Origin of the sequence: Paraburkholderia dipogonis, assembly GCF_046027395.1 — a bacterium.
GTDB lineage: Bacteria > Pseudomonadota > Gammaproteobacteria > Burkholderiales > Burkholderiaceae > Paraburkholderia > Paraburkholderia dipogonis_A.
In genome coordinates this window covers 460,465-486,485 of sequence record NZ_JAQQEG010000001.1, presented here as the reverse complement: position 1 = coordinate 486,485, position 26,021 = coordinate 460,465, and the positions used below count along the sequence as shown (strand labels likewise).

30 protein-coding genes are annotated in these 26,021 nt (G+C 63.7%); 15 read left to right on the top strand and 15 right to left on the bottom strand.

Translation table 11 applies throughout. The features are described from left to right. Nucleotides 1-33: 33 nt before the first annotated feature. On the bottom strand, nt 34-933 hold the full coding sequence (locus tag PQR32_RS02210; RefSeq protein WP_408221963.1) for a L,D-transpeptidase: 900 nt from the start codon (nt 931-933) through the stop codon (nt 34-36). Here PQR32_RS02210 and PQR32_RS02205 point away from each other — a divergent pair. Together PQR32_RS02205 and nadE are read left to right on the top strand one after the other, a co-directional pair. Further along, entirely contained in the window at nt 845-1,135 is a 291-nt protein-coding gene (locus PQR32_RS02205) for a hypothetical protein (protein ID WP_408221964.1), read from the top strand. The genes PQR32_RS02210 and PQR32_RS02205 overlap by 89 nt on opposite strands. A 214-nt stretch (nt 1,136-1,349) precedes the next feature. Continuing rightward, a complete protein-coding gene (nadE, locus tag PQR32_RS02200) occupies nt 1,350-2,210 on the top strand; it encodes an NAD(+) synthase (protein WP_408221933.1) in 861 nt (286 codons plus the stop codon). A 117-nt stretch (nt 2,211-2,327) separates the two neighbouring features. On the opposite strand, the gene PQR32_RS02195 is transcribed toward nadE, so the two are convergent. The 6 genes from PQR32_RS02195 to PQR32_RS02170 form a co-directional block, all read right to left on the bottom strand. After that, nucleotides 2,328-2,594, bottom strand: coding sequence for an RNA recognition motif domain-containing protein (locus PQR32_RS02195; RefSeq protein WP_408209259.1), 267 nt, complete (start codon nt 2,592-2,594; stop codon nt 2,328-2,330). Between the two features lie 5 nt (nt 2,595-2,599). Continuing rightward, on the bottom strand, nt 2,600-2,758 hold the full coding sequence (locus PQR32_RS02190) for a hypothetical protein (RefSeq protein WP_408221932.1): 159 nt from the start codon (nt 2,756-2,758) through the stop codon (nt 2,600-2,602). 279 nt (nt 2,759-3,037) lie between these two features. Beyond that, complete coding sequence (locus PQR32_RS02185) at nt 3,038-3,388, bottom strand: hypothetical protein (RefSeq protein ID WP_408221931.1); 351 nt, start codon at nt 3,386-3,388, stop codon at nt 3,038-3,040. A gap of 106 nt (nt 3,389-3,494) precedes the next feature. Continuing rightward, entirely contained in the window at nt 3,495-4,148 is a 654-nt protein-coding gene (locus PQR32_RS02180; protein ID WP_408221930.1) for a hypothetical protein, read from the bottom strand. A 253-nt stretch (nt 4,149-4,401) separates the two neighbouring features. Next, the gene (locus tag PQR32_RS02175; RefSeq protein ID WP_408221929.1) at nt 4,402-6,081 is read right to left on the bottom strand and encodes a S10 family peptidase; all 1,680 of its coding nucleotides are present in this window, start codon (nt 6,079-6,081) and stop codon (nt 4,402-4,404) included. Nucleotides 6,082-6,166: 85 nt separating this feature from the next. Further along, nucleotides 6,167-7,726, bottom strand: a complete 1,560-nt coding sequence (locus tag PQR32_RS02170; RefSeq protein WP_408221928.1) for a S53 family peptidase — start codon at nt 7,724-7,726, stop codon at nt 6,167-6,169. A gap of 288 nt (nt 7,727-8,014) precedes the next feature. On the opposite strand from PQR32_RS02170, the gene PQR32_RS02165 reads away from it, so the two are divergent. After that, the gene (locus tag PQR32_RS02165; RefSeq protein WP_408221927.1) at nt 8,015-8,524 is read left to right on the top strand and encodes a DUF1993 domain-containing protein; all 510 of its coding nucleotides are present in this window, start codon (nt 8,015-8,017) and stop codon (nt 8,522-8,524) included. Nucleotides 8,525-8,623: 99 nt separating this feature from the next. Here the strand turns inward: PQR32_RS02165 and PQR32_RS02160 are convergent, their stop codons facing one another. Beyond that, nucleotides 8,624-8,944, bottom strand: a complete 321-nt coding sequence (locus PQR32_RS02160) for a YnfA family protein (RefSeq protein ID WP_116121219.1) — start codon at nt 8,942-8,944, stop codon at nt 8,624-8,626. Between the two features lie 132 nt (nt 8,945-9,076). On the opposite strand from PQR32_RS02160, the gene PQR32_RS02155 reads away from it, so the two are divergent. Continuing rightward, the gene (locus PQR32_RS02155) at nt 9,077-9,250 is read left to right on the top strand and encodes a DUF1289 domain-containing protein (RefSeq protein ID WP_408221926.1); all 174 of its coding nucleotides are present in this window, start codon (nt 9,077-9,079) and stop codon (nt 9,248-9,250) included. 67 nt (nt 9,251-9,317) lie between these two features. Here PQR32_RS02155 and PQR32_RS02150 read toward each other — a convergent pair whose 3' ends face one another. Next, nucleotides 9,318-9,959, bottom strand: coding sequence for a LysE family translocator (locus PQR32_RS02150; protein WP_408221925.1), 642 nt, complete (start codon nt 9,957-9,959; stop codon nt 9,318-9,320). 154 nt (nt 9,960-10,113) lie between these two features. Here PQR32_RS02150 and PQR32_RS02145 point away from each other — a divergent pair, with 154 nt between their 5' ends. The 4 genes from PQR32_RS02145 to PQR32_RS02130 all read left to right on the top strand — a co-directional run bounded on the left by PQR32_RS02145 (nt 10,114) and on the right by PQR32_RS02130 (nt 13,762). Then, complete coding sequence (locus tag PQR32_RS02145; RefSeq protein WP_408221924.1) at nt 10,114-10,581, top strand: Lrp/AsnC family transcriptional regulator; 468 nt, start codon at nt 10,114-10,116, stop codon at nt 10,579-10,581. 66 nt (nt 10,582-10,647) lie between these two features. Then, entirely contained in the window at nt 10,648-10,881 is a 234-nt protein-coding gene (locus PQR32_RS02140) for a hypothetical protein (protein ID WP_012426650.1), read from the top strand. An 883-nt stretch (nt 10,882-11,764) separates the two neighbouring features. Next, the gene (locus tag PQR32_RS02135; protein WP_408221923.1) at nt 11,765-11,980 is read left to right on the top strand and encodes a hypothetical protein; all 216 of its coding nucleotides are present in this window, start codon (nt 11,765-11,767) and stop codon (nt 11,978-11,980) included. Nucleotides 11,981-12,103: 123 nt separating this feature from the next. Next, nucleotides 12,104-13,762 (top strand): NRAMP family divalent metal transporter, encoded by a 1,659-nt coding sequence (locus PQR32_RS02130; RefSeq protein WP_408221922.1) that lies wholly within the window; start codon nt 12,104-12,106, stop codon nt 13,760-13,762. A gap of 60 nt (nt 13,763-13,822) precedes the next feature. Here PQR32_RS02130 and PQR32_RS02125 read toward each other — a convergent pair whose 3' ends face one another. Together PQR32_RS02125 and PQR32_RS02120 are read right to left on the bottom strand one after the other, a co-directional pair. Next, nucleotides 13,823-14,299 (bottom strand): OsmC family protein, encoded by a 477-nt coding sequence (locus PQR32_RS02125; protein ID WP_408221921.1) that lies wholly within the window; start codon nt 14,297-14,299, stop codon nt 13,823-13,825. Nucleotides 14,300-14,389: 90 nt separating this feature from the next. Further along, the gene (locus PQR32_RS02120; RefSeq protein WP_408221920.1) at nt 14,390-14,722 is read right to left on the bottom strand and encodes a hypothetical protein; all 333 of its coding nucleotides are present in this window, start codon (nt 14,720-14,722) and stop codon (nt 14,390-14,392) included. 160 nt (nt 14,723-14,882) lie between these two features. Between PQR32_RS02120 and PQR32_RS02115 the strand changes: the two genes are divergently transcribed. The 6 genes from PQR32_RS02115 (at nt 14,883) to PQR32_RS02090 (ending at nt 20,885) form a co-directional block, all read left to right on the top strand. Beyond that, nucleotides 14,883-15,527 carry an HD domain-containing protein gene (locus PQR32_RS02115; RefSeq protein WP_408221919.1) on the top strand — a complete coding sequence of 215 codons (645 nt, stop codon included), beginning with the start codon at nt 14,883-14,885 and terminating at the stop codon, nt 15,525-15,527. Nucleotides 15,528-15,699: 172 nt separating this feature from the next. After that, the gene (locus PQR32_RS02110) at nt 15,700-17,706 is read left to right on the top strand and encodes a bifunctional DedA family/phosphatase PAP2 family protein (protein ID WP_408221918.1); all 2,007 of its coding nucleotides are present in this window, start codon (nt 15,700-15,702) and stop codon (nt 17,704-17,706) included. A 354-nt stretch (nt 17,707-18,060) separates the two neighbouring features. After that, on the top strand, nt 18,061-18,615 hold the full coding sequence (locus PQR32_RS02105; protein ID WP_408221917.1) for a DUF3159 domain-containing protein: 555 nt from the start codon (nt 18,061-18,063) through the stop codon (nt 18,613-18,615). A gap of 156 nt (nt 18,616-18,771) precedes the next feature. After that, complete coding sequence (locus tag PQR32_RS02100; RefSeq protein WP_408221916.1) at nt 18,772-18,915, top strand: hypothetical protein; 144 nt, start codon at nt 18,772-18,774, stop codon at nt 18,913-18,915. 303 nt (nt 18,916-19,218) lie between these two features. Further along, the gene (locus PQR32_RS02095; RefSeq protein ID WP_408221915.1) at nt 19,219-19,902 is read left to right on the top strand and encodes a response regulator transcription factor; all 684 of its coding nucleotides are present in this window, start codon (nt 19,219-19,221) and stop codon (nt 19,900-19,902) included. Next, nucleotides 19,899-20,885: an alpha/beta fold hydrolase gene (locus PQR32_RS02090; protein ID WP_408221914.1), complete on the top strand. Its 987-nt coding sequence runs from the start codon at nt 19,899-19,901 to the stop codon at nt 20,883-20,885. The genes PQR32_RS02095 and PQR32_RS02090 overlap by 4 nt, the downstream gene beginning before the upstream one ends. On the opposite strand, the gene PQR32_RS02085 is transcribed toward PQR32_RS02090, so the two are convergent. The 4 genes from PQR32_RS02085 to PQR32_RS02070 all read right to left on the bottom strand — a co-directional run bounded on the left by PQR32_RS02085 (nt 20,848) and on the right by PQR32_RS02070 (nt 24,429). Beyond that, entirely contained in the window at nt 20,848-21,852 is a 1,005-nt protein-coding gene (locus PQR32_RS02085) for an alpha/beta hydrolase (RefSeq protein WP_408221913.1), read from the bottom strand. The genes PQR32_RS02090 and PQR32_RS02085 overlap by 38 nt on opposite strands. Before the next feature lie 71 nt (nt 21,853-21,923). Beyond that, nucleotides 21,924-22,205, bottom strand: a complete 282-nt coding sequence (locus PQR32_RS02080) for a hypothetical protein (RefSeq protein WP_408221912.1) — start codon at nt 22,203-22,205, stop codon at nt 21,924-21,926. A gap of 62 nt (nt 22,206-22,267) precedes the next feature. After that, a complete protein-coding gene (locus PQR32_RS02075) occupies nt 22,268-22,555 on the bottom strand; it encodes a hypothetical protein (RefSeq protein ID WP_408221911.1) in 288 nt (95 codons plus the stop codon). A 485-nt stretch (nt 22,556-23,040) separates the two neighbouring features. Beyond that, entirely contained in the window at nt 23,041-24,429 is a 1,389-nt protein-coding gene (locus tag PQR32_RS02070) for a carotenoid oxygenase family protein (protein WP_408221910.1), read from the bottom strand. Between the two features lie 378 nt (nt 24,430-24,807). On the opposite strand from PQR32_RS02070, the gene PQR32_RS02065 reads away from it, so the two are divergent. After that, nucleotides 24,808-26,007 (top strand): hypothetical protein, encoded by a 1,200-nt coding sequence (locus tag PQR32_RS02065; RefSeq protein ID WP_408221909.1) that lies wholly within the window; start codon nt 24,808-24,810, stop codon nt 26,005-26,007. Nucleotides 26,008-26,021 lie beyond the last annotated feature (14 nt).

Sequence of the window (26,021 nt, the reverse complement as noted above, 5' to 3'; positions counted from 1 at the left end):
TAACGCGCTCACAATAAGCGGCGCCGCCGCGAATCAATCCGCCGTGTCCGCCCCGGCCGGCACTTTGGCGCGCGCCTTGCTGCCGGGCGCGGGCGCCCACGCCGGGCGGCTCTTGCGCGCCGAATCCACCACGGCGATGTAGCGCCCGGCCCACGGCGTCACCTGTCGATCGCTTTTCAACACCCACAGCGATTTACCCGACTCGACGAGCGCCGCATATTCAGCATCGAGAATACCGTAGTGATCGATAAACGAATTGAGCGACGCGGGAATGCGCACGCAGCCCTTCGAATGACGAATGCCGAGCAGCGATTCGAGGCGGTCGGGGTCGGTGGCGTGCATCTGGAAGCGCATCTGCGACATGCCGCCCTTGCCCCAGCCGCGCTCGCCCTGGGCCCAGCCGAGGTCGAAGATCCGCATGTCGCGCTTGCCGTAGCCGCGAATACGGTTTTCGTTCTGCGTGCCTTCCGAACGAAAATCCATGTTGGCCGGCGTATGTTCGAACACGCCGAGCGGCGTGATGAAGTGATCGTACTCGCCTGGCCGCCCCGTCGAAACCGGCGACGCGCCGATCATCTGCCAGCTATCGGCCGGCGCGGCGCGAAAATAGATGAAGAGCGCCTGCACGTTGGCATTGCGATCGACCAGCACGACATACTCGCCCGACAGATCGCCGAGCGTGTGTGCGCTGAGCGCGGCTTGCAGCAGACCCGCATAGACTCGCTGATCCGCCGCGGACACTTTCAGCTTGCGCGTGACGTTTTGCGCGAACACGTCGCGCAGCAGGAACGCGCGACGCGGATCGACTACGCCGGCGGCATCGGGCGCCGCGACAGCGGACGCATTGACGTCGGCCATCGCGCGACTCGCCGGCTTTGGCGCCGATGCCGCAACGGGTGTCGAGGCTGCGATCGCCGCACCGCATGACAACATGCAAAACGCGGCGCTCAACGCACGAGTCAAACGGCGAAAAGAAGGCAATGCGCGTGCGATGCTCCGCACGGAAAGTCGATACGACAGATACGACATGTCGCGCGGACGATTGACCGACGCGAAAGTCAGACGGTCCAGTACAGGCTGGCCAGGCCGGTTGCGGTGGTTCATCGCGTGTTTGAGCAAACCTGATTATTATTGACTGCTCGCCGGCTCATGCGGCGCTCTCGGAACGAGGATGTTACTAAGCACATTGCGATCTGTCGATGAACATTGGACGATTCATTGATATCGTCGTAATAACCGGGCACCTTTGCCGATCAATGCGGCAGATTGAAAGCGGCGCAGAGGTGAATTGAACCCACGCCGGTAACGGTTCGACATTTGCGCGAGCGCGCAAGGAGTAAAGAGCAATCATGACGCAACAGGATCCAGTCGCACGCCAGGCAAGCATTTCTGAAGAAATGCACATCAGCGCCGAGTTCGACGCTGCGTATGAAATCGAGCGCCGGGTCGCTTTTCTCGCGAACTATCTGCGCAGCAGCGGCCTGAAAACGTATGTGCTCGGAATCAGCGGCGGCGTCGACTCGACGACTGCCGGCCGGCTTGCGCAACTCGCGGTCGAACGGTTGCGCGCCGAACATTACGACGCGCACTTCGTCGCAATACGTCTGCCTTACGGTGAACAGAAAGACGAAGCCGACGCGCAGCAGGCATTGCGCTTTATTCGCGCGGACGAAAATCTCGCCATCGATATCAAACCCGCGGCCGATGCCATGCTCGCCGCGCTGGATCATAGCGGCGTGCCATACAAGGACGAATCGCAACAGGACTTCGTGCACGGCAATATCAAGGCGCGACAGCGCATGATCGCGCAATACGCGGTGGCCAGTGCGCGGGCCGGCGTGGTGATCGGCACGGATCACGCGGCCGAATCGGTGATGGGCTTCTTCACGAAGTTCGGCGACGGCGGCGCCGATGTGCTGCCGCTCGCCGGACTCAACAAGCGTCGCGTGCGCGCCGTGGCCAAAGCGCTGGGCGCACCGGAAGCATTAGCGCACAAGGTGCCGACCGCCGACCTCGAAATGTTGCGTCCGCAACGGCCCGATGAGGATGCCTATGGCATTCCGTACGATGCCATCGATGACTTTCTGGAGCGCAAACCCGTGGGCGATGCGGCACGCGCGACCATCTTGCGCTTTTACGACGTCACGCGTCACAAGCGCGCGTTGCCGTACACGCCGTTCGATTGGCCGGTGCAGGCAAGCGGAGATTGAGGAAGGGATGGGTGCGCAGATGATGCGCTGAATGCGGCGACGTCGGCGCGTCGGCAATGCACAGCTCGGGCGCGCTCTTGTCACGCGCCGCGTACGGGGTGAATCGACAGCGTCAGGTTACTGAGCCGCCGGCGGTTCGTCGGTGAACAGATCGGCGCTGGCTTCCAGCGTCTGCCCGCCTAACTGCTTGCCGTGAATCTGCCGCGCGATCACGTCGCCCACATAGGGCACCTCGGCGTCCAGTTCGACCGTGGCGTAGGCGCTGGGCTTACCGGCGTCGACCACCTCGATGTTTTTCGCGTAATGTCCAAGTTCGTGCTTCAGGAATTCCCGCACTTCCTGCTCGCTGCACGATTCCGCGATATTGCGCACGATCAGGTTCATGCGGCCTACCCTTTGCGCGCGTTGCGGCCTGTGCCGCGATCCGCGGATTGCACGCGCACAGGGCGCAATGCGGCACGCTGTTTCGCCTGCGCGGCAGCGAGTTGGCGGATCAATGCAGCGCCGGCGGCGCCCAAAGCGGCCAATGACAAATAGAAGGCGATCATTTAATTCTCCCCTGCGAATTTCGTCCTGTACTCAGGATAGCCACAAACGACAATAAAAGCGATGCAACACAGTATCGTCAAAAAACGGACTTAAATATCTCCGTTAATGCACTGTACCTGATTAAGCGGCGTCAAAAATAGCAAAACAGCTGTTCATTTCCCGCTACAGGCCCGGCAAACGCATCAAACGCGGACGCTGGACGCAGAAACCGGGCCGCGACAGACATCGCCACGGCATCCTGCGGGGGACCCGCGCGAGAGGCGGACGGGTCGTCGCGATCAGTCTGCCGCTTGCACGTTGGCCGAACTCACCCACCATGCGTTCTTGCCCCGCGGCAGCTGAACCAGCACCGCGGACGGATCGTCGACGCCGTCGTCGGCGACTTCGCATACCGCGAGACCGTCGGGCAGGCGCTTGACCTCGCCGGCCGACTGGAACAGCGCAACACGTTGCGCGCTCAACGGCCGCAACTGGCGGTACACGTCGAAGCTGATGGCCGCGGGCACATCGCCGCGAATCTTCAGCGTGTCGGCCTGGCCGCAGCGCACCGGCTCCGCGGCGAACCCGGCGGTGCTGCCGAACAGGCAGCCGATAGAAAGCGCCATCGCGGCAAGACGTGAATGGATCATGATGATTCTCCGAAAACTAGATGGGGCCACGGCCTGCGAGTTGCAAGCCGCGCGACTGAATAGATGCAAATGAACGAAGCAGGCGCCACAGACGAGGCAGCGGGCTTCACGGCGGGTTGTCGCGGCCGGCGCCGTGGCCGTTGTCGCCACCGGTGGCCACGTCGAGCCGGCTCACATCGCAAGACGTTTGACTGAAGCCCGAATAAACCACCGACCAGTTGCCGACAATCGCGGCTTGCGCTTCGGCGAGGCTCAGTTTGCCTTCGCAGACGCAGCGTTTGAGCATGACCGCCGCGCGCGCCTTGCGGCGCTCGCCCTGGTGGCCCGCCCACGGCAGAAGATCGAGATTGGCGGGAGCGTCCGGCGAACCGCCGAGCACGATCGGCACACGCCGGTCGAGCGCGAAGGCAGCGCCGTTGTCCGCATCGATGCCGCGCGCGGCGAGCATGCGGTCTTTGTGCGCCATCAGTTCGTCGAACGGCGGCGCAACGGTGTCCGCGTAACCGGGGCGGCAAATCGTGTCCCCCACCGATTGCTGCGTGACCCGCTCGTCGAGCATGCCGAGGTCCTGCGCGTGGGCGTCGCCCATGCGCAACGTGAGCAGCGCCGTGAAGCCGAGCGCGAGCGCAAAGCGCGTATTGCCGAGGGGACGCGCAACGCCGCACCGGCGCGCGAGCGCCGGCGGAGCCGTGTCATACGTACTGCTGGTCGGGTCGCTGGAATGGTCGGTGCGACGCCTGTCTGCAATGCCTGCGTTCATTCGTCGGCGCGCCGGGAGCGGCACGCAATAGTTCAATTCGCAGACTAATTAAAACACATTCAATATGCTTAAGTAAAAAAAGCCTGCCTATGCGCGCCACGCGCATAGGCCGCATTTGGCGGATTTCCCAGGCTGCGGGAACCGGCGACGCCACGACTCAGACGTCGCCAATCCCAATGCCGCCCTACGCACCCTGCCCGCTGACCCCGCGATGCCCGGCATTCCGCGCGCGTCCCGTCTGCAACGCGACGCGTCAATCCGCCGCTACTCTCGGCACGCGCGCCTGCAGAGCGCGGATCCGGAATAGCGCCTGCGTGTTGGACACCGTCGTGTCGTACATCTTCGCGAGATCGGCCTTCAGCGCGGTGCGCGATCCGCCGTCGAGATAGATCATATGGCCCGACGGATAAAAGCGCGCCGACAGGTTCTGCCGGACCTGCTGGCTGAGCAGCGGCATTTGCTGCAGATCGAGCACGGTCTGATAAAACGGCGTCACGTAATCGAAGAAGCCGTTCGCCGACAGCACCTTCAGATCGGGATTGAGCGCCATCACGGCGGCCAGGTCGCCGGCGGTGTACAGAATGATGTTGCCCTTCGAGTCGACGCCCTTCTGCGCGCCGGTCGGATCGATGTGGCTGAAGTCCCAGTACTGGAAAGCCTGGTCGTTCAGATCCGTGAACGACGAATTCGACGTGTACTTCAACTGCTCGTTCAGATACACGTTCCACATCGTCGTGTAGACGCCGGTCACCGCCGTCATGGTCGGGTCGTTGCCGCCGGAATTCGGGTCGATCTTGCCGGCAATGCCCGTGCCGATCGCTGTGACGCGACCGTCATACTCGCCGAGCGCCAGACCTTTGGATTTCAGCAGCGTGGTCAGGAAGAGCGAATTGCCCCGGCTGTCGTACGACGCGATATCCAGACTCCACGCGAGCAAGGTCGTTTTGTCGATGCCGGTGTATTCACTGAGCTTTTCGACCGTTGCCGTGTCGGTGGTCGGAAATTTGCGCAGCGCGGCCAGATAGTCGGTGCGCGCGAACTGCGCCACTTCTTCGGCGAACGTGCCGAGATCGGTCGGCCGCGGCGCGATGCCTAGCTTCTTGTGATACCACGCGTCCGCGGCCGCCGTGGGCAGCGCGCCGACCGGGTTGCCGGCCTGCGTGTAATCGAGAATCGACGATTGCAGCGTGATGCCGTTCAAATCCACGCCGTCTTCGTGCAAGCGGTACGCCAGCACGCAACTGCGCGCCGTGCCATACGACTCGCCGAACAGGTACTTCGGCGAATTCCAGCGGTTGTTCTTCGTCAGGAAGCGCTTGATGAACTGCTTGATCGAGTCCGCGTCCTGGTCGACGCCCCAGAAGTTGCGGTTCTTCTTCGGCGCGATCGCCGCCGAGTAGCCAGTGCCGACCGGGTTGATGAAGACGAGGTCGCTCTTGTCGAGCAGACTGTCCGGATTGTCTTCCATCGAATACGGCGCGGGCGGCGTGAAGCTCGGCATCGACGTCTTGATGCGGCGCGGCGCGAACGAGCCGAGCAGCACGAACACCGACGACGACCCCGGCCCGCCGTTATAGAAGAACGTCACCGGCCGGGCTTCTTCCTTTTGCTTGTCCTGCGTGAACGCCACGTAGAACATCCGGGCTTCCGGCTGCGAACTGCTCGGGTCGACGATGACGAGGTGGCCCGCCGTCGCCGTGTAGTTGATCTTGTGCCCGCCGATGGTGATCGAGTGATGCGTGATCGCGGCGCTTTCATCGGTTGCGGTGACGGAATCGTCCGGCCCGTTGCCGTAGGCGACTGGATCGAAGAACGGCTGATCGCCGGCTTTGTGCGGCGCGCTGGCGGGCGCTGGCGTGGCTGCCGGTGCGCCCGAAGCATGAGAATTGTGCGACGGCTGCGGACTAACAGAAGCTGAGTCGGTATTTGTCATGATCGCTCCATGGGTTCGTTCACGTCTTCGTTCACGTCTTTTATGCCGCCCCGAAGGGGATTTCCTGCGGGGCGTGTGTTGCAGACTATAGTGCGGCCGCGACCTTCTGACCATTGGGACTGCCGAGCCCCGTGCACGCATCCCAGCCCGCGGATGCCGCGAAACTGCCGTTGTTGCCTTGCGTGATGTCGTTGCACGCGCCGCTCGCCTTGTACAGCTTGGGGTTGATAAAGCCGGCGGGCTGCCCTTTCGCCGCATTGATGCGCGCGATCAGCGCGGCCCACAGCGGCGCGACCGCGCTGGTGCCGCCGACCACCGTCTGCGTGCCGTCGATCAATACACTGTAGCCGGTCACCGGCGAAGCGTCGCCCGCCACGTCCGGCACGCCGCGCCCGCTGAGCGCCTTCTTGCCGCCGCTCGTCGAGGTGGCGGACAAGCCCTTCTGCCACACCGGCACCGGGAAGGCCTGGCTCACGCCGCCACCGGTCGCGCCGCCCTGTGCACCGTCGTTCCAGACCGCCTCATGCGAGATCGAGGTGCCCGACGCAGTGAGGCTCGTGCCGCCGCAGGCTAGTACATACGGACTCGACGCCGGGAAGTCGACCTGGTCGCCGCTGCCCACGCCGTCGCTCGAACCGCTGTCGCCCGACGCCGCGCAGACCGTCACGCCGAGGGTCGCCGCCGACTGCAGCACGCTGTTGAAGGCCTGCAACGACTGGCTGGTCCAGTTCGACTCCGGGCCGCCCCAACTGATCGAAATCACCGATGGCTTGTTGGTCGTGTCGTGCACCGCACGGCTCACCGCGTCGATGAAGCCGGCGTCGCTGTTCTGCGTGAAATACACCGCGATGTTCGCGCCGGGCGCGATCGCGCCGACGATTTCGATGTCGAGCGTCACTTCGCCGTCCGGCCCGTTCGGATCGCCGGTCGGCTGGTTGCTGCCTTGATCGACGCCGACCGACTTCACCTTGGGCGATGCGACGCCGAGGCTTGCGAAGTAGGACTTGAGGTCGTTGGTGTTATACCCGCCGCCCAGTTCGATGATGCCGACGCACTGACCGCCGCCGTCACCTTGCGGAAAGTGGTAGAGCGACGCGAGCTGCGGCGGCGTGAACGACACCTGATGCCCGCGGGCCGGCTGGAATGGCGGCCGGATGCGAAAGTGCGGACGCGCCTGCGGGCGGTTATCGAGGCCGAGCACGGCTTGCACCACGCCGTGCAGATCGTCGGGCACGCTGATCGTGCCCGTGCGGCCGCGGAACTGGCCGGCCGAGTGATGTTCGTAGTGCTCCAGCTTGACGGCGAACGCGTCCTGGAACTGGGCGATCGTGCCGCTCAGCAGCACCGTGCGCGCGGCCGGATCTTCGCGCACCACCGTCAAACCGTGTGCGGTGGCGAAGGCCTTGACCTTGGCGATGTCGTCGGGCGCGGCGCCGTAATCTTTGGCCAGCGTCTCGCGCGACAGCGGCTTGACGCCGGGATCGCCGGCTTCGATCTTGCTCATCAGCGCGTCGAACTGCGCCTGCTGCTGACGGCGCAGCATGACAAACACTTCGATCCGCTGCGCCGGATCGCATTGCCCCACGACTTTCGAACCCTGTTCCACTGTGCGTTCACTGCCAGGCAGCGGGTGCTTATTGACCATGGTGTCGATTCTCCGGTTAGCGTGGCGGCGCGCTCCACGGGGTGGAAGCAGCATGCCACGCGCCTGCACAACCTCATTGCCTGAAGCCGGCGGCAAGTTTGCTGACCAAGGACGTCAAACTGTCCGACCAATCCATTCAAACACAGTTCCGGCGCGCGTGGCAGTTGTCCGAATGGCTAACATGCGCATCCTTTATCGTTGGCGCTATGATGCTGCAGCGGCAATCCAGCCGTTACGTTGCCTCGCGCGCCATCCGCGTGCACGATCAAAAGAATCAGAGGAAGCCCCATGTCAATTTCGATGTATCAAGCATCACTGCCCGTGTTGATCCGCGGCCTGACCAACCTGCAGGTCATTCTGGGCAAAGCCGAAGCCCACGCCGCCGCGAAACAGATCGAGCCCACGGTGTTCACCACCGGCCGGCTCGCACCGGACATGCTGCCGCTGACGCGCCAGGTCTATATCGCGAGCGACACCGCGAAGGGCTGCGCCGCGCGTCTGGCCGGCGTCGAAGCGCCGAAGTACGAAGACGTCGAACAGACTTTTGAAGAACTGATTGCCCGCCTTCAAAAGACGATCGATTATCTGAAGGAATTCAATGCGGAGCAGATCGACGGCTCGGAAGAACGCGCGATCACGCTGAAAATGCGCACGGGCCCGATCGAGTTCACGGGCCTGTCGTATCTGCTCGGTTTCGTGTTGCCGAACTTCTATTTTCACGTCACGACGGCGTATGACATTCTGCGTCACAACGGTGTCGAACTCGGCAAGCTCGACTATCTCGGCGGCATCAAGTAAAGGGCGTGCCTGCGTGGGCTCGAGGTTGGCGCGGATGCGGCAATGAGCACTCAGAAAGAGATGCATTTGGGAGCGGCAAAAATCCGCGCCCCGGTCCGTTCAAACGCGCGGCTGGAATGCGATGATTGCCATGCCCGCCAGTGTAAAGGCCACGCCGGCGGCGTCCCACAGCGTGGGCCGCACCTTGTCGACGCACCATAGCCAGGCTATCGCCACCGCCACATACACACCGCCGTAAGCCGCATACACGCGGCCTGCGGCGGTGCCGTGCAGGGTCAGGAGCCAGGCGAACAGCGCGAGGCTGAGCGCGCCCGGCACCAGTAGCCAGATCGAACCGCCCTCTTTCAGCCACCGCCACGGCAAATAGCAACCGACGATTTCAGCAATGGCGGTCACGGCATAGAGCAGAAAAGTTTTCATTGAGAGTGAAAGCAGGTGATTGTGTTGCCACGAATAAGGTGTGGCTCTCTATTGGCTTTATTAACACAATCACTTTGCGTGCGGGCATGGCCCATGCGAGAGTCCTCGCATTGACTTTAATTGCCATTCGCCATGAGCATCGCGTCACCCTGCATCGACATCTGCAAGTTCGACAGCAAAACCGGCTTTTGCATCGGCTGCCTGCGCACACGCGACGAATGCAAAAGCTGGAAGAAGACGAAAGACAAGCATCGCAGGAAAATCATCGAAGACCGCTCGCGGCGCGAGCATAAGCTGAGCAAGTAAGCGGTCCCTCTTGCGCGGTTGGCCGCGTGGCGGTCTTAAAGACCCGCCGCGCCGTATCCGGCCAGAATCAGTCCAGCGAGAGCCGCAGCGCGAAGCCGATCAGCGCCGCCGAGAAAGTCCAGCGCTGCAGCGTTTGCGCGAGCGGATGGGCTCGCATCCAGCCAGCGATCCGCGCGGCGCCGATTGCATACATCACGTCGAAACAGGCGCCGATAGCGAGCAGCACCAGACCGAGCTCGACCATCTGCAAGGCCACCGGCCCCGCCTCCGGGCGCACGAACTGCGGCAGCAGCACCGAGCAGAACAGCAGCGCTTTCGGGTTCAGCAAGTTGGTCAGCAGGCCTTTGACAAAAGCGGCCCGCAGCGGGCGTGACTCGATGCTCGCGGTAGCACCCGCAGTCGAGCCATCCGGCAGCGCGAACACCGGTGAACGAAAAATCTGAATACCCACCCACGCGAGATAGACCGCGCCGCCATAGCGCACCACGTCGTACAGCCAGGGCGCGCTGCGCAACAGCGCGGCCACCCCGCATGCCGAGAGCGTGACGTGCGTCGCGCGCGCGAGACCGAGGCCGCCGGCAGCCGCGAAACCACTGCGCACGCCGCGTCCGATACTGGTTTGCAGCACCAGTGCCATGTCCGGTCCGGGCACGGCATAGACGACGAAAAGCGCTGCGATATACACGGCCAGCAGATGTGCGGAAATCATGAAGGTCTCCTGTTTTCAAGGCTCTATCTTGCTATCGTCGGCGGAGGGTTTGCTGGCGATTTACCGGCCTCTTGACTTCATGTTTGGAGGAATGCGCTAACATTGCGGCTTCAGCCTATGCTTTCCTCCAATCCGCGATCAGCACCACTGAGCCATGTCAACCGACCTCGATAAAACAGACCGCGCGATCCTCGCCGCGCTGCAGAAAGATGGTCGCATGTCGAACGCGCGGCTGGCCGAAACGGTCGGCTTGAGCGAAACGCCGTGCGCGCGCCGTCTCAAGCGCCTCGAAAACGACGGCTATATCGACCAATACCGCGCGATGCTGTCACGCTCCGCGCTCGGCTTCGGCGTGGTCGCGTTCGTCTACGTGCGTTTTGCCGTGCACGACCGCACGGTGGCGACGCGCTTCGAGCGCGAGGTGCAGGCCATCCCGCGAATCCTTGCGTGTCACAACGTGTCGGGCAGCGCCGATTACATCCTGCAGGTGGTGGCACGCGACCTCGACGACTACGGCACCTTCATGCGCGACGAGATGCGCAGCCTGCCAGGCGTGACGTCGGTGGAATCGGCGCTTTCATTGCGCGAAATAAAGGCCAATGGCGGCTTGCCGCTGTCCTGAACGCGAACGTGGCATAGTCACCCCTTTGAAAACGGCGCGAGCCGACCAGACGAATACGGAGTTCTCATGGATCACGAACAGGCGCGAGCCGAAGAAACCGCGGCGATGCAACGCGTATTGACCGCGACGCAGCGGGTGCAGTCGGCGTTCGCGTCGCTGCAATCGCAATTCCCGCCGGCCGGCAGCGGCAAGCCTTCGCAGTTCGCGCTGCAAACGTTCGACGCCGCGCTGCAGGAACTCGAAGACGCGCAAGCCGCGTTCGACGAACTGCTTGGCGATCTGCTCGACGGCAATCGTTGAGACACCGCGAAGCCAGCTTCGCGGTGTAGCAAGGGCGAAGCGCGCCCGAAGATCGACTCCATCGACTGGGCACGCTCGCGTGGAGCCGCGAGTCACAAACGCGCGGCGACCGCCTCGTGTTTATTGCCAGTGCGGGCGTCGGACCAGGCCGAGTTGCACATGGAACCCGGCCCGTGATATCAGCCCAACCCGCTCTGCGGCGGCGGCGAAAAACACACCCTTCATTAACCTTTCTTTCCTGTCGCAACTGAAAGACAGGATGCCTCCGGCAACCACAACGTGGCCTACCCCACGCCCCATAAAAGAATATTTGCTTCGCTTAACGAAGCATGTTGACTTCCTCTTGCCGGAGTGCCTAAAATTCGCCGTCTTCACAAACGGGGCTCATGCCTTGGACACCAGCAGTAGTCGACTTTCGAACAGCTTCACTGCCTGACCGGCCCGACGCCCGCGCTCTCTTTTTCTCAGCCGCCGTCTTGCCAGCAGGCAGACGGTGCGCGCCGCAGTAACCCTCTCCGTGCATCTTGATTAGCGCCATCCGGCCGCGTCGTGCTTGCGCACGTGCGTCTCGCCGAATGGCATCGCGTCGCGAGCCTCGGCTTGCGGCAGCGTTCGCTCGCGCCGTTTCGATTCGTTCGATGCGGCGCGGCCGGGCGCGTGGACAAACACGTGCGTACTGAACGCCGATAAGGAGCCGCCATGGACAGTGACAGTTATCCCATATGCCGCTTAAGTGCCGCTCAGTCACGACCGAGCTGGCACGCAAAGCTTTATTTGCCTAAGGAAAGCAGTTAGACGTCCTTCGCCGCGCGCCTGATGCGCCGCGCTCCGTGTCTGCTGGCTTTCCGCAATCCGCGTCAAGCCATACGCCCGGAGAAATAACATGTACTTCGCCATCCTCGTACCGCCCCTGCAGCAAACCCACACCCACAGCGACGCCGCTCTCGCGCTGCACGGCGTCAAGCCGCACTGGCTCGCCGTAGCCTGGCAACGCCTCAAGGCGCTCGCGTCGCGCCGCGCTTCACAGCCCGCTTCACAGCCCGCGTCGCATCCCGCTTCACAGCCCGCGTCACATTCCGTTTCGCACACCGCTTCGTAACTACGCACGCCCAGCTCAGCGCGCCTTCGCGATCCGCCTGCGCCACCGTCATTCGACCGCGCACGCCCTGCGAATCCAGAAGGCGCACCGCTCAATCCAATCAAACCTACTCAGGCGGCTAGCATGTCCACTCCAATCAACGTCTCACCACCGCGCAGCGCCGTTCTCGACGACGCGCACCTCGGCGACATCAAGGGCGCGCTCGGCACCATCGCCCATCACGACACGGGTGCGCGCAACAGTTGGTGGGCCCGCGTGCGCACGCTACTCGCGATTCTCGGGCCCGGCCTCATCGTGATGGTCGGCGATAACGATGCCGGCGCCTTCGGCACCTACACGCAAGCGGGACAGAACTACGGCACCACCTTGTTGTGGACCATGCTGCTGCTCGTGCCCGTGCTGTTCGTCAATCAGGAGATGGTGCTGCGTCTGGGAGCCGTGACCGGCGTCGGTCACGCACGGCTGATCTTCGAGCGCTTCGGCAAGTTCTGGGGCGCCTTCAGCGTCGTGGATCTGTTCATCCTGAACGCGCTCACGATCGTGACCGAGTTCATCGGCATTACATTCGTGCTGCAGTTTTTCGGCATTTCGAAAGTGGCCGGCGTTTGCATCGCCGCGGCGGTGACCATGGCTGCGGTCAGCACGGGCAACTTCCGGCGCTTCGAACGCTTCGCTGTGGTGCTGTGCCTGATGAGCCTGTTGCTGGTGCCCGTGCTGGTGTCGATTCACCCGCCGGCCGCCCAGATGGCGCACGACTTTCTGATTCCGGGCTGGCCCGCCCATTCGAAACTAAGCGACGTGATGCTGCTCGTGATCGGCATTGTCGGCACCACCGTCGCGCCGTGGCAGTTGTTTTTCCAGCAGAGCTACATCGTCGATAAACGCATCACGCCGCGCTTCATGAAGTACGAAAAAGCCGACCTGTGGATCGGTATCGTCTTCGTGATGATCGGCGCCGTGGCCATGATCTCGTTCTGCGCGGCGCTTTACGCGGGCAAGCCGGAATCCGGCAATTTCACCGATGCGGGCGGCGTGATCGCCGACCTCGAAAGATATGCCGGCCGCACGCCCGCCGTGCTGTTCGCCGTGGCGCTGCTCGACGCGTGCATCATCGGCGCGGCGGCGGTGTCGTTGTCCACCGCCTACGCGATCGGCGACGTATTCAAGATTCGCCACTCGCTGCATCGCGGTGTGTCGGACGCGAAGGGCTTCTACCTCGTCTACTTCGGCATCGTGGCGGCCGCGGCGACGCTGGTGCTGATTCCGGGCAGCCCGCTCGGTCTTCTGACGGAAGCCGTGCAGACGCTCGCAGGCGTGCTGCTGCCGAGCGCGACCGTGTTTCTGCTGCTGTTGTGTAACGACCGCGCGGTCCTCGGACCGTGGGTGAACTCGAAGAAGCTCAACGTCTTTACAGGCGCAGTGGTCTGGGTGCTCGTCATGCTATCCATCATTCTCACGGCATCGGTGATGTATCCGGACATCACGGGCGAAGCGATTCTTGAAGTGCTCGCAGGCGGCACGCTGATGGCCGTGGCAGGCTACGCGGCCACCGTCGTGGTCCGCAAGCTGCGGCAGCACTCAGAGAACTCTGTGGCTCATGAAAGCGAGTTCAGCCTGTCGAAGGAAACCCGCGCTGCCTGGCGCATGCCGCCTCTGGACGAACTGCCTGCGCCGCAATTGACGATGTCCAAGCGTGTCTGGATGGGCGTGCTGCGTGGCTATCTGATCGTGGCAGTCGTGCTGGTGATCGTGAAGGTCGTGCAGATGACGCTGCTGCATTGAATCGATGGCGCGGCGCTGCCGCCCGCTCCTCCGGCGAGCGGCGGCCGGGGCGTGCCTCGCTCATTGCGTATCCGTTTCGATGACCGGCTCGCACAGAATCGGAAAATTGACCGAGTTCGCGATATAACATTTCTCGTGCGCGACGTGATGCAAGTGCGCAGCGAGTTCGACATCGCCGCCCGCTCGAATCACGACGCGCGGACGCAGAACGATCTGTGAAAAACGGCCTTGCTTCGGATCGTCGAGCATGGTGCCTTCGGCGTCGTCGCGATACGCGGTCACCACGATGCCGGCATCCGCGCATAGATGCAGATACCAGAGTTTGTGGCAGGCGCTGGCCGAGGCGACCAGCAGATCTTCCGGATTCCAGCGATTGGCTTCGCCGAGAAAGGCCGCATCCGATGAACCTGGAATTTCGGGTTTGCCGCCCGCGGCAATCACATGATCGCGCCCGTAGTCGCGGTAGCCGGAAGTGCCGCTTCCGCGATTGCCGGTCCACTGCACGGATACCTTGTATTTGTGCTCGCCGTACGCCATACCCATCTCCTTGCTGTCGAATCGGATCCGCCTGCCGAGCCGTGCATTTTATACGCGGCCATCACGCGATGGACGCGCGCGGCTTGCTGACTAATTCCGCGGCGGCATGCCCTTGCCGGCGAGATTCGGCACGCGCGGGTCCGGGTTCATGTTCAGGCTCGTGCCGTTTGCGCGCATGGTGTTGAGCGCGGGACCGCCGCCCGCGCCGCCCATCGTTCCCACGCCCGCTGTCGGACTCGTGCCGGCCCCCGTCCCCAGCCCCGTACCTGCCGCGGCGCCCATGTTATTGATCCCGCCGGACTGCACGCCATTCACGCCACCCGCGCCGGTATTGCCCGGCTGACCGACCGACTGCCCATACGCCGCCGCGGCAACACCCATCACGAGTGCCGACGCCGCGATACTGCCCTTTACGATCTTCATAGCCCACTCCGTTACATCGTCGAATTGCGCGGCCGCGGTGTCCGCATTGCAGGCCGCTCAAATAGTATGACGACGCCCGGCCCGCTTCGTTCACCGCCGCCAAACCAGAACTCGACGAACGATGCGCGATAATCGACGGCTTTCTTCACAGACTGCACCGATGACACAAGCCGCCTTCGCCCCCTTTCAGGATCTGGCCCGCACCCTCCTGCCGCACGCCGACGACGACAACGGCGACGGTTCGCACGACACCTCGCATCTGCAACGCGTCTGGAAAAACGCCGCGGCCATTCAGGCGGAAGAAGGTGGCGACGCGCAGGTGCTGTTCGCCGCCACGCTGCTGCACGATTGCGTAGCGGTCGAAAAAAACTCGCCGCTGCGCGCGCAGGCGTCGCGCCTGTCCGCGGACAAAGCGGCACGCGTGCTGGCCTCGCTCGGCTGGCCGCAAGCGCAAGTCGAAGCCGCGGCTCACGCAATCGAGGCGCACAGTTTTTCAGCCGGTGTCACGCCGACCACGCTCGAAGCGAAAACGCTGCAGGACGCCGACCGGCTCGACGCGCTCGGCATGCTGGGCGTGGCGCGCTGCTTCTACGTCGCCGGACGCATGGGCCGCGCCTTGTACGACCCGGCCGATCCGCACGCAACACAGCGTCCGTTGGATGACACGCGCTACACGCTCGACCATTTCCACACCAAGCTGCTGAAACTGTCCGCGGGTTTTCAGACGGCGACCGGCGCGCGTCTGGCTAGCCTCCGCCATGACCGCCTGCAACGTTTCCTCGACGAATTCAGCGACGAGATCTGAACGTGTGACTCAACCATCAGACGCAACCGGCGGTACAGATCGGCGAACACATTCACGTCTGCGGCGATTCGCTTAGCGCTTCGTGAACATGCCGCCGCTGCCCAAAAAGGAATAAGACGGCTCCCTCGCGCGTTATGATCAATCGTTACGCCAGAACGGCTGATCGCGCACGATGGAGCACGCCTACATCCACCTCTTGCATCTGTTAGCCGGTCATCCCGGCTGGACGCTCACGGTCATCTTCCTGGCGGCCTTTCTGGAGTCTCTCGCCGTCATCGGCACTTTCATTCCGGGCAGCACCGCCATGTTCCTCGCCGGCGCGCTGATCGGCACCGGCTCGCTGAGTCTCGGCTGGGCACTCGTGTGGGCGATCGCGGGCGCCATCGCCGGCGACGGCATGAGCTTCTGGATCGGCAGCCGCTACAAGGACCGGATCGTCCAGTTCTGGCCGTTCTGCAAACATCCCGAAGTGCTCGAGGCAGGCCACCGCTTCTTCCGCAAACATGGCGCGAAGAGTGTCGTGCTGGCGCGCTTCATCGGCCCCTTGCGGGCGATCGTGCCGGTGGTGGCGGGCATGCTGGGCATGTCGCCGCTGCGCTTCTACGCGATGAACGTGCTGTCGGCGCTGATCTGGGCGCCCGCCCATATCCTGCCGGGCATGATATTCGGCGCCTCCGTGCTGCTGGCCGGCGCGGTCTCGTTCCGGCTCGTCGTCATCATCGCGCTGCTGGTGGGGATCGTCTGGCTGAGCTTTCGCGCCGCGCGCTTTCTGCTCTCGCATGCGAATGCGTGGTCGAGCGCGGCGGGCCGCCAGGTGGGCAGCTGGGCCTGCGGCCATCCGGGGCCGTTCGGCCGTTTCGCGCGCAAGATGCTCGACCCCGGCACACCCGACGCCAGCAGCATCCTGCTGACGTCGCTGGTCGTACTCGTGTCGGGCGCGCTTTTTTTCGGCGTGCTCGACGACGTCATCAGCGGCGATCCGCTGACGCAAGTGGACCTCTCCGTCTATCACTTCCTGCAATCGGTACGCACGCCCTGGAGCGACACCGTTCTCGCCGGGCTCTCGACGCTCGGCAGCAGCTTCACGCTCGCGGCGCTGGTCGTGACGGTCGCGGTGTGGATGCTGCTGGAGCGGCGCTGGCGCACCGTCGGCTACTGGCTCGCGGCGGTGGTGTTTTCCCAATTGTTGATCTACGTGCTGCAGTTCGCGATGCGCCGCGCGCCGCCCAATGCGTTGATGGTCGGCGCCTATGTGTTTCCGAGCAATCACGTCGCCGCGACCGTCATCGTGTACGGTTTCCTCGCGTTTCTGCTGGCGCGCCGGGTCGGCAGGCTGGAGGGGGTGCTGGTGGCGGCCGCGAGTGCAATCGTGGTGATCGTGGTCGCGCTCGCCGGACTGTACTTCGGCAGGTACTGGGTGTCCGACGCGATCGGCGGCGCCGCGCTCGCCTACATCTGGGTGGCGATCGTCGCGTTGACCGCGATGTGGCGGCACCCGGAAGCGCCGCCCGAACGCGCATTCATGCCCGTCGTGGTGCTGGTGGTCGTGCTGGTCAGCGTGGGCACGCAGGTCAGCTTCGACATGCCCACTCCGCCGCCGGACAGCGCGCTGCGTCCGCCACCCGTGCTGGTCACGCAATCGGAGTGGGCGCTCTCGGTGTGGAAGCGCCTGCCGTGCTACCGCTCGGACATGGGCGGCGACCGCAAGGAGCCGCTCACGCTGCAGTGGGTCTCGAACCTCGATTCGATCCGCGGACAGTTGCGCGCCCAGGGGTGGGTCGAGGGCACGGACGTCTCGGCGCACAGCCTGCTCTCGCTGGCCTCGCCCAACGTGGCCGCCGTGTCGCTGCCGGTTTTGCCGAAGCTCAACAACGGCGTGCCTTCCTCGGTGGTCTTCATGCGTCCGGGCGACACGCGCGACGAACGCGACGTGCTGCGTTTCTGGCCCAGCGGTTACGCGGTGGCGAACGGCATGTCCGTCACACCGTTATGGGTCGGCGCTTTCGCGCACGAACGGCTGTCCCGGCGGTCGTGGCCCATCAACATTCTGCGGGTCGACCGGGAGATGACCTCGTTCGATGCGCACGAGAAGTCGAGTGCGGGCCTGGACGCGGCGCTCGTCGCCCGGGTCAGTTGCCATGGCGTGCCAGTGTCGTTGCTCGCCTCGCCGATGGAGTGAGCGCGTTCGCTGCTCCCGCGAAGAAATCCTTCTGCACTCAATCAGTTATCTCGCTTGGCCAGGACTTGTCCACAGGGTTGCGAACATTTTCTGTGGATAAGGTCTGCGCCCGCTCATTGCCACCCGCCATTCGGCAGGCGACCGTGATACGGCGTATCCCGGCAATGACCCCACGGGCCCAGCCAGTAGCCGGGAGGGCATTTCCACTTGACGCGCGCCGAAAATTTAGGCAATATCTTTCCAATGTAAACATATCGACATCTGGCTTCGCATGGCCGCCATGCGCAGTCCGCGTTATGCGAAACGCGCGGCCGGCTGTCATCACGCGAACCTCTCCTTACTCTGGAGTCCACGATGAATCTCTTACTGAGCTTTGCCCCATTCCTGGCCTTTGCGGTAATCGAACGCCTTGCCGGCGCGCAGGCGGGACTGATTGCCGGTGCGCTCGTCGCCGCCGCGCTGCTGGCGCGCGATTTCGTGAGCCCGGCGCGCCACGTCAAGCTGCTGGAAGTCGGTACCGTCCTGCTATTTGGGGCGTTGGCCATCTATGCGCTGACCAGTGACGTGCACTGGTCGATCGCCGCGGTTCGGCTGCGCGTGGACGCGGGGCTTGCGCTGATCGTGCTCACATCGATCGCATTGCGGCGCCCATTCACGCTGCAATACGCACGCGAGAGCGTCGGTCGCGAGCATTGGAACAGCGCGCGTTTCATCCACGTCAACTATGTGATCAGCGCGGCCTGGGCGCTCGCGTTCGGCATGCTGGTGCTCGCGGATATCGTGATGGTGTATGCGCCGGCGCTGCCGCATTCGGTGGGCGTGATGGCGACCGTGGCCGCGCTGATCGCCGCGGTCAAGTTCACGTCGTGGTATCCGGAGCAGCACGCGGCCGGGCAGGCATCGCGCTAGCAGCGGCGTTTCGCGGCGCTGCGCTTCTCCATCGCGGCGCTCGGAACATCGACTAATTTCACGCTAATTCACGAGGATCACGATGACTCTGTACCGCACGGAAAGACCCTTTCGGATCTCCGCAGATGCGGTTCGATCATCACGAGGATTAGCATCATGGACACGCAAACCGCCCTTTCCACCCAGTCCGACGACACCGCCAACGCAACCGCTGACGCATCCGGCGTAGCGCTGGAGCCGCCGCTGTCGAACGAAGACCTGCTGCCGTTCTATCTGCTCGCCATGGCCGGCGCTTATTGACGAGGCCGCGAGACGCCACAGCGTCACGTGGCGGCTCGATCCGCCACCCGCGCCAGCGGGATTTGGGCACGCCACGAGTCCCGGCCACCCATCGCTGTGCGCGCAGTAGAGTCTTCGAATCGTCCCAAGTCCACGATTGCGTCGGCACGCGCAAGCCTCCTCATTCGTTCGAGCAGATCGGCACGCCGGATCATGCCACCGCGCGTGCGTCGGTTATCATTCAATCGCTCGCCTACCGTGGCCCGGCCACGCACCCGCGAGCTGCGAGTCAGGCATAACCTGACTGCTGCCGACAGGACGATCATGAGAATTCTCCTCGTTGAAGACGACCTGCAGATTGGTCAAAGTCTGCTGCGTGCGCTCAAGGACGCCGACTATAGCGTCGACTGGGTCAGGGACGGCATCGCCGGGCGCGACGCCATCGCCAACGCCGAATATACCGTCGTGCTGCTCGATCTGGGCTTGCCCGGCTTGAGCGGCATCGAGTTGCTGAAGTCGTCGCGCGCGGCCGGCAACGCGGTTCCCGTGCTGATCCTGACCGCCCGCGACGATCTCGATTCGCGCGTACAGGGTCTCGATGTCGGCGCCGACGATTACCTGCTCAAGCCTTTCGACGTCCCCGAACTGCTCGCCCGCATCCGTGCAGTGATCCGCCGCAAGGCCGGCTACGCGTCGTCGCGTCTGGGCGACGAATCGCTCAGCCTCGATCTCGACAAACGCACGCTGACCTGCAACGGCACCACGACCGTGCTCTCCGCGCGCGAATTCGCGTTGATGCTCGCGTTTCTCGAACGCCCCGGCACGATCCTGTCGCGCGAACAGCTCGAAGACCGTTTGTACGGCTGGGGCAAAGAGGTCGAAAGCAATGCGGTGGACGTGCTGATCCATTCGGTGCGCAAGAAGTTCGGGCTCACCGTGATTCGCAACGTGCGAGGACTTGGCTGGACCGTCATGCTCGGCGAAGCCGGCAAAGGACCGGCTTCATGACACGTCTGCGCAGTCTCATCGCGGCGACTTCGCTGCTGGCGCTATTTGGCGCCACGCAGGCCGCGCTCGTCGAAGCGAAAACCGTCCACTACGCGAACGAGAAAGCCTGCCCTGTCGTTGCCGATCGCCCGGACCACAAGCCGTCGATTCGCGAGCAGATCGCGCATACGGTGAACGGCGATATCGCGTACTACCGTTTCGGCCACGGCACGCCGATCGTGCTGCAAACCGGTTTTCGCGCGACGATCGCCGAATGGGACGCGGCCTTTCTGACCGATCTCGCCAGGCGGCACGAAGTGATCGTCTTCGACAACCGCGGCATCGGCCGCTCCGAACCGGCGGCGTCCAGTTTTTCCGCGCGGGACATGACGCTCGACGCGGCCGCGCTGATCGACACACTGCGGCTCTCCGACGTCACCTTCGTCGGCTGGTCGATGGGCGGCGCCATTGCCCAGCAACTCGCGTTCGACCCGCCGCTCGCCGTGCGGCGCATCGTGCTCATGAGCGCGCCCGCGCCGGGATCGCTCGGCGTGCCGGTGACGCCCGACGTCGAAGCCACCCTGTCCGGCAAACCGGGCACGACCTTCGTGGACGTCATGCGCGTTCTGTTTCCGCCCGCTGCCGTGGACGCAGCGCAACGGTGCTTCCGCAAGAATATGTTCCAGCCGGCCGGCTATCAGTCGCCCGCCATTTCGGCGACGGTAACCGAAGGCCAGTCCGCGCTGCTGCACGATTGGGCCGGCGACGAGGCCGCCGCAGCAGCGCTGAAAAACGGGCGCCTCGCTACCCTGGTCCTGACGGGCGCCGACGATCAGGTCTTGCCGAAGCAGAACTCGGAAGCGCTTGCCGAGCAAATTCCGCATGCGCAACTGCTCGTCGTGCGCTCGGCGGGCCACGCGATGATGTATCAGTACCCGCACGCGCTCGCCGCCGCGATCAACACGTTCATCGCAACGTCGCGCCCGCCCAACAGCGGCGAATAAATCGCGAAGCCTCGGCCAGCGCCGCACGCGCTTCCGGCACGAACGGCGAGAAGCACTGCCACGCGTGCGGCATGGCATGCCATTGCGCGAACTCCACTGCATTGCCTGCGCGTTGCAGTCTTGCCGCGAGCTCGCGCGCGTCGACGCTCAGCGCCTCGGCGTCGCTGGTCTGTACGTGAATGGGCGGCAAGCCATGCAGCTTCGCGCGCGCGGGCGACGCCAGCGGCTCGAAGCGCCTGACGTTGCGCAGATACATGTCGGCGGCCGCTTCCATCGCGGTGCGGTTCATTGACAACGCGTTGTGGCTCGCGCGCCAGATCGTCGTCAGATCCGCCCAGGGCGAGAACAGCACGGCCCCGGCGGGCAGCGGCTCGCCCGCGTCGCGCAACGCGACCAGCGCGGCGAGCGCGAGCCCGGCGCCCGCGGAGTCGCCGGCGAACACGATCGAACGCGGCGCGATGCGGCGCGCCAGCAGCGCCCGATAGGCGCGCAAGGTGTCCTCCAGCGCGGCGGGAAACGGATGTTCGGGCGCGAGGCTGTAGTCCAGCGCGAACACGGCCGATTGCGTCGAGTGAGCCAGTTCGACGGTCAACGCACGGTGCGTCGCGGGGGAGCCGAAATAGTACGCGCCGCCATGCAGGTAGAGCACGACTGTCTGCTCCGACTCCTGTGAAGCGCCGCGCGGACGAATCCATTCGCCCTTCAGTTCGGCATCGGCGTGACGGCGCATACGCGGATAAAGGCATGCCGCGGCGAGCCGGCCAGGCAAGGCGTAGCGATGCGCGCGCAAGCGCAGCGCATGCACGTCGGGCGCCGGGCGGCGGCTCGAACTGAAATGCAGCGCCATCACCAGCGGAATCGCGCGTCGCACCCAGGCGGCCTGCCAGCTTTCGGCACATGGTCGCGTAAGCGTGTCGAGCGGCACGCCATGATCGGTCGAAGTGGGTTGGGTTGGCTGAACGTTCATGATGATGATCTGATCGGAAAGAAATAGCCGATGCCATGGTCAGCGCGAATCGGCGATGCGAGCGGGGCTGTTTACCGCGTCGCCATTTCGGCGGAGACCTGCATCTCGGCGCGAGCCTGCTGCATTAAAGCAATCGCCCGGCCGGCATGGCCGCCCATGTCGTAGCCGTTGGCGCGCTGCGCGGCGCGCATCCGCTCGATCGCCTGCTGCGCGTTGAAGTCCGCGGCTTCGATGTTCGGATGACGACTCATGTAGTAGCTGTAGCCGTAACCATCGTCGGCGACGGCACAACCGGATACGAGTGAAAGCGCCAGCGCGGTAGCGGCGACAAAAGCCAATTGACGTTGCTTCATGACTGAAAATCCTCTTGATGGTTGATTGCTGGTTCGTGGTACTGCCGGTTCAGGCCCGCGCCTCAACGGCGCCAGTAGCCATAGCCGTAACCCCAGCCGCCGTAATAGCGCGGATACTGCGGATGCCCGTAGTACCCGATCACGACAGGCGCCGTGTACACCGGCGGCGGAGGTGGCGGCGGTGGTGCGTAGTAGACCGGCGGCGGCACGTAAGCCGGTACTACCGGCATCACCGGAAACGCCGGCGCACCGACACCTACGCCCACACCGACAAACACATGCGCTTCGGCGCAACTCACCAAGCCGACGCCGAGCGCCGCAGCGACTACCAGATGGCGAATGACTTTCATTTTCTGTTCCCCTTATCGATCGGTGCGAGTCGGTTGGCTGCATCGAATGACTGCATTGTGGTCACGCAGAATGAGGGGGAAATTAGCGGCGTGTCAGTTCGAAATTCGCGCCATGTCGAAGTGTGAATCGCCGGTTTCGAGCGCTCATTTCCGGCTCATTCTTCGCGCCTAAGCTTCATTCCATCGACGGGCAACGCCGGCTCCCACAGCCGGACCGAAGCAGCTCGTTGCAATACGGACTGGAGAAAATCATGTTTGCTGAACTTACGAAGAAATTGGGCGCCTTGCTGATCAACACCGAGGCATGAAAGTCGTCGAAACGCATGCGGATCCGGCACGCTGGTATGTGTCCAGCACGCCGCATGAATGGAGGATTTGAAGCGCGTGTTCCCGCCCACGCAGGAATGCGTGGCTCGTACAAACGTTGCCAATGCTTGTGGATCGACAAGCTCGCGTGCTCCGGCGTAACACGCCGTGCACACGGGCTATTGGCGCGCCGCCACCCAGTTGCCGTGAAAACCGTTCGGCACGCGGTGCGGAATTTCCACCGTTGCAAGCGGCCCCGCCGCGAGCTGCAACGCGTCGAACACCAGCAGGTCGCTGCGCTGCCCAGCGCCGCGGTAGACCACGACGAGAATCCATCCGTCGCCCTCGGCGGCATCGATCGTGCGCGGTACGAAGACCGGCTCCGATGTCGCGTCGCCGTCCGCAAGCCGATAGATGTCGAGCGCTCGCGAGTTCGCATGATCGACATGGGCGATTTGCGAGAAGGGTTCGCCGCCGTCGTCCGGATGCGCGGCCAGCCATCCATGACGATACGGCGCACCGGCGAAACGCTCGTCGATGCGGGGAAATTCGCCGCTCACAACGGCAATGATCCCGCTCGTGAAGACGCGCTCACGGCCGCGCCGGTCGAGCGTCCAGCGGCACAGGCGCGCGTGGCCCGCGCCGTCGATCGCGCGGCCGTCGGGCCAGGTGAAGTTCGGCGGGACGTCGAACTGCATTACGTCGATGTAAATGCAATCGTCGTCCTCCCATGCGTTCATCACGTGAAAGACAAAGCACGCCGGTCCTTTCCACCAGTCGACTTCACCACTGCCGTCGCGCCGCAAGACACCGACGAAGCTGCCAAATTGCGGCTCCCAGGCATAGGGCGGCAAGCCCGCGAGCATCCGCGCCTTGCTTGCCGTGAGCGGCGTCACCGGAAAGAGCAGATGCCCTGCGCTAAACGCGAAGTCGTGGATCATGCTCGCGTAGGGCGCATCGAAGCGCTTCAGATGCGTCACGCGCCCACCCGTATCGATGCTGCCGGCCGTCATGCCCGCCCCCAAACCATCGGGCCCGCCATAGCCGAAAAACAGCAGCTCGCCGGTATCCGGATCGACCTTGGGATGCGCGGTGAACGCACCCTGCAACTCGCCGCCGAAGTCGACCTGGCCGAGCGTGTCCAGCGTCCGCGCGTGCAACTCCACCGGCAGATGCGCCTCCTCCAGTGCAAGCAGGCGGTTGCCGTGCATCAGCACATTGGTATTGGCGACGCCGTCATCGCCCGGCATCTCTTTCTCCGGCCGCGCGCCGAAGGCGGTGACGTCGGCGGCCACGCCTGCCCGTTCGGCAAGCCAGCGCTGCGTGCGTACCCAGCGGTTCCGGTATGTCACGCCGCCGTTCGCGAACTCGAAGCAATGGACCATGCCATGCCCCGCAAACCAGTGTTGCGCCGGATCGGGATGAAGCGGGTTGGGGCCGTTGCGGACCAGCACGCCCGCAAGCCCGGATGGCAACTCGCCGCGCACAGGCAGCGGGCCGCAGTCGACTTCGAAATCAATCGGCGCCAGGTTGGCGCGGTACCCATTCATGTTCAAACGTTCGTTCATACGCCCGCCTAAAATTTTTCCAATGGAAAGATTTTGACTTCAGCGACCCGTTTGGTCAACCCATCTTCTCATTGGGAATATCTGCCAGATCGATGGGCTGTCATGCGAGACGCGGCTGGCGTGCTGGCGCACCCTGTCGCCAGCGGCGCTCGGCCGACCGTCAAGAAGCCGAATGCACATGCAACCGTGTTCGACCTGGTCGCGAGACGGCTCCCATTCTCGGCAATGCGAACCAACAGACGGGCACATCGCATCAGTTTTCTCTAGAGTTGAAGGGTCGACCATCCAACACGCCGGTCGGCCTTGTCGCGCTAATCGTTCAGCGTGAGTTTCAATCAAAGGGAAAATCAAATGAGAACTTCTGTTCACCACGAAGTAATGACCTATTCCGACGAGCAAACCGGGGTTCGTCAACTTCAAACGGGCGCCCCCTTGGCACTTAAACACATCATCAGCCCGGACGAGATCCGGGATAACCTGCCCGCCGGTCAAGGCGGCGTCGGGTTTTTATTTCACGCTACCGACTGGGAGACACTTTCCTTTTCATTTCACAATGTGAAGCATCGAAACGCGTCATTCGAAGAAGAACTTTGGAACACCAAGCCTTTCATTGCCTCACCGATCTATTCGGGCTCCCAGATCATCGGGGCCAATATTGCCTGCCCGGTTCCGCTCGAGCTGTGGCTCGGCAGCCCGCGCGGCATCAAGCGATTCCGCGAGACGCAATTTTTCCCGGCACTGGAGCTGGCAAGACAGGCAGGCCTGAATATGGTGGCAATGGGCGCCTCCACGCCTTACGCCTGCAACTACGGAGCACTGCCGCGCGATACCAAGCCGCCGCATATCACCACGGGTCACGCCGCGACCGCTGCGATGCTGAAAGACTGGGCCATGCACTGCTGCAATGAACTCGATCTCGAGTTCGGCAAGACCAAGCTTGCTCTATTCGGCGCGGCCGGCCGGCTCGGCACGACGGTGGCCAAATACGCGCTCTACAAAGATGCACCGCGCGAGCTTGTTCTGATCGATCTGCCCGACAAGGTGAACCTGCTCACGGAGCAAGCCAGGGAGTTGATGGCGTCGGACCTGCTCGGTAAAACCCGGGTTTCCGTGCACACCTTCAGTCCGAACACCCCATTGCCGGACTTCGATGGCGCCATTCTGGCGAGCAGCACCAGCGTGCCCTACCTCACCGCGGCCGACCTCAAGCGCGCGCAGTTCTGGATCGACGACTCGCACCCCCGGGCGGCGAGCGTCGAGGCTGAACTCGCGTCACGCGGTCATACGCTATATATTGAGTGCTTCGCGCGTGGCCCGGCCGGACTCAATACCACCTTCCCGTTCCGGCTGCCGACCACGCGCGATTGCTATACCTGTTTCGCCGAAGGCTACTCCGCCTGGCAGGAAGGCATTGCGTCCGACTTCATTATCGGCAGCCCGCCCGTGTGGTCCGTCTCCTACACGCACAGCCTGCTGAAGAAGTACGGCTTTGCGGTCGGCCCTTTTCATGGGAAAAACGGCTCGCCGATCGAGCTGGACGCACAACTTCGCGGCAAGCGAGAATTGATGGGCTCGTAAACGGCATTGGAGGC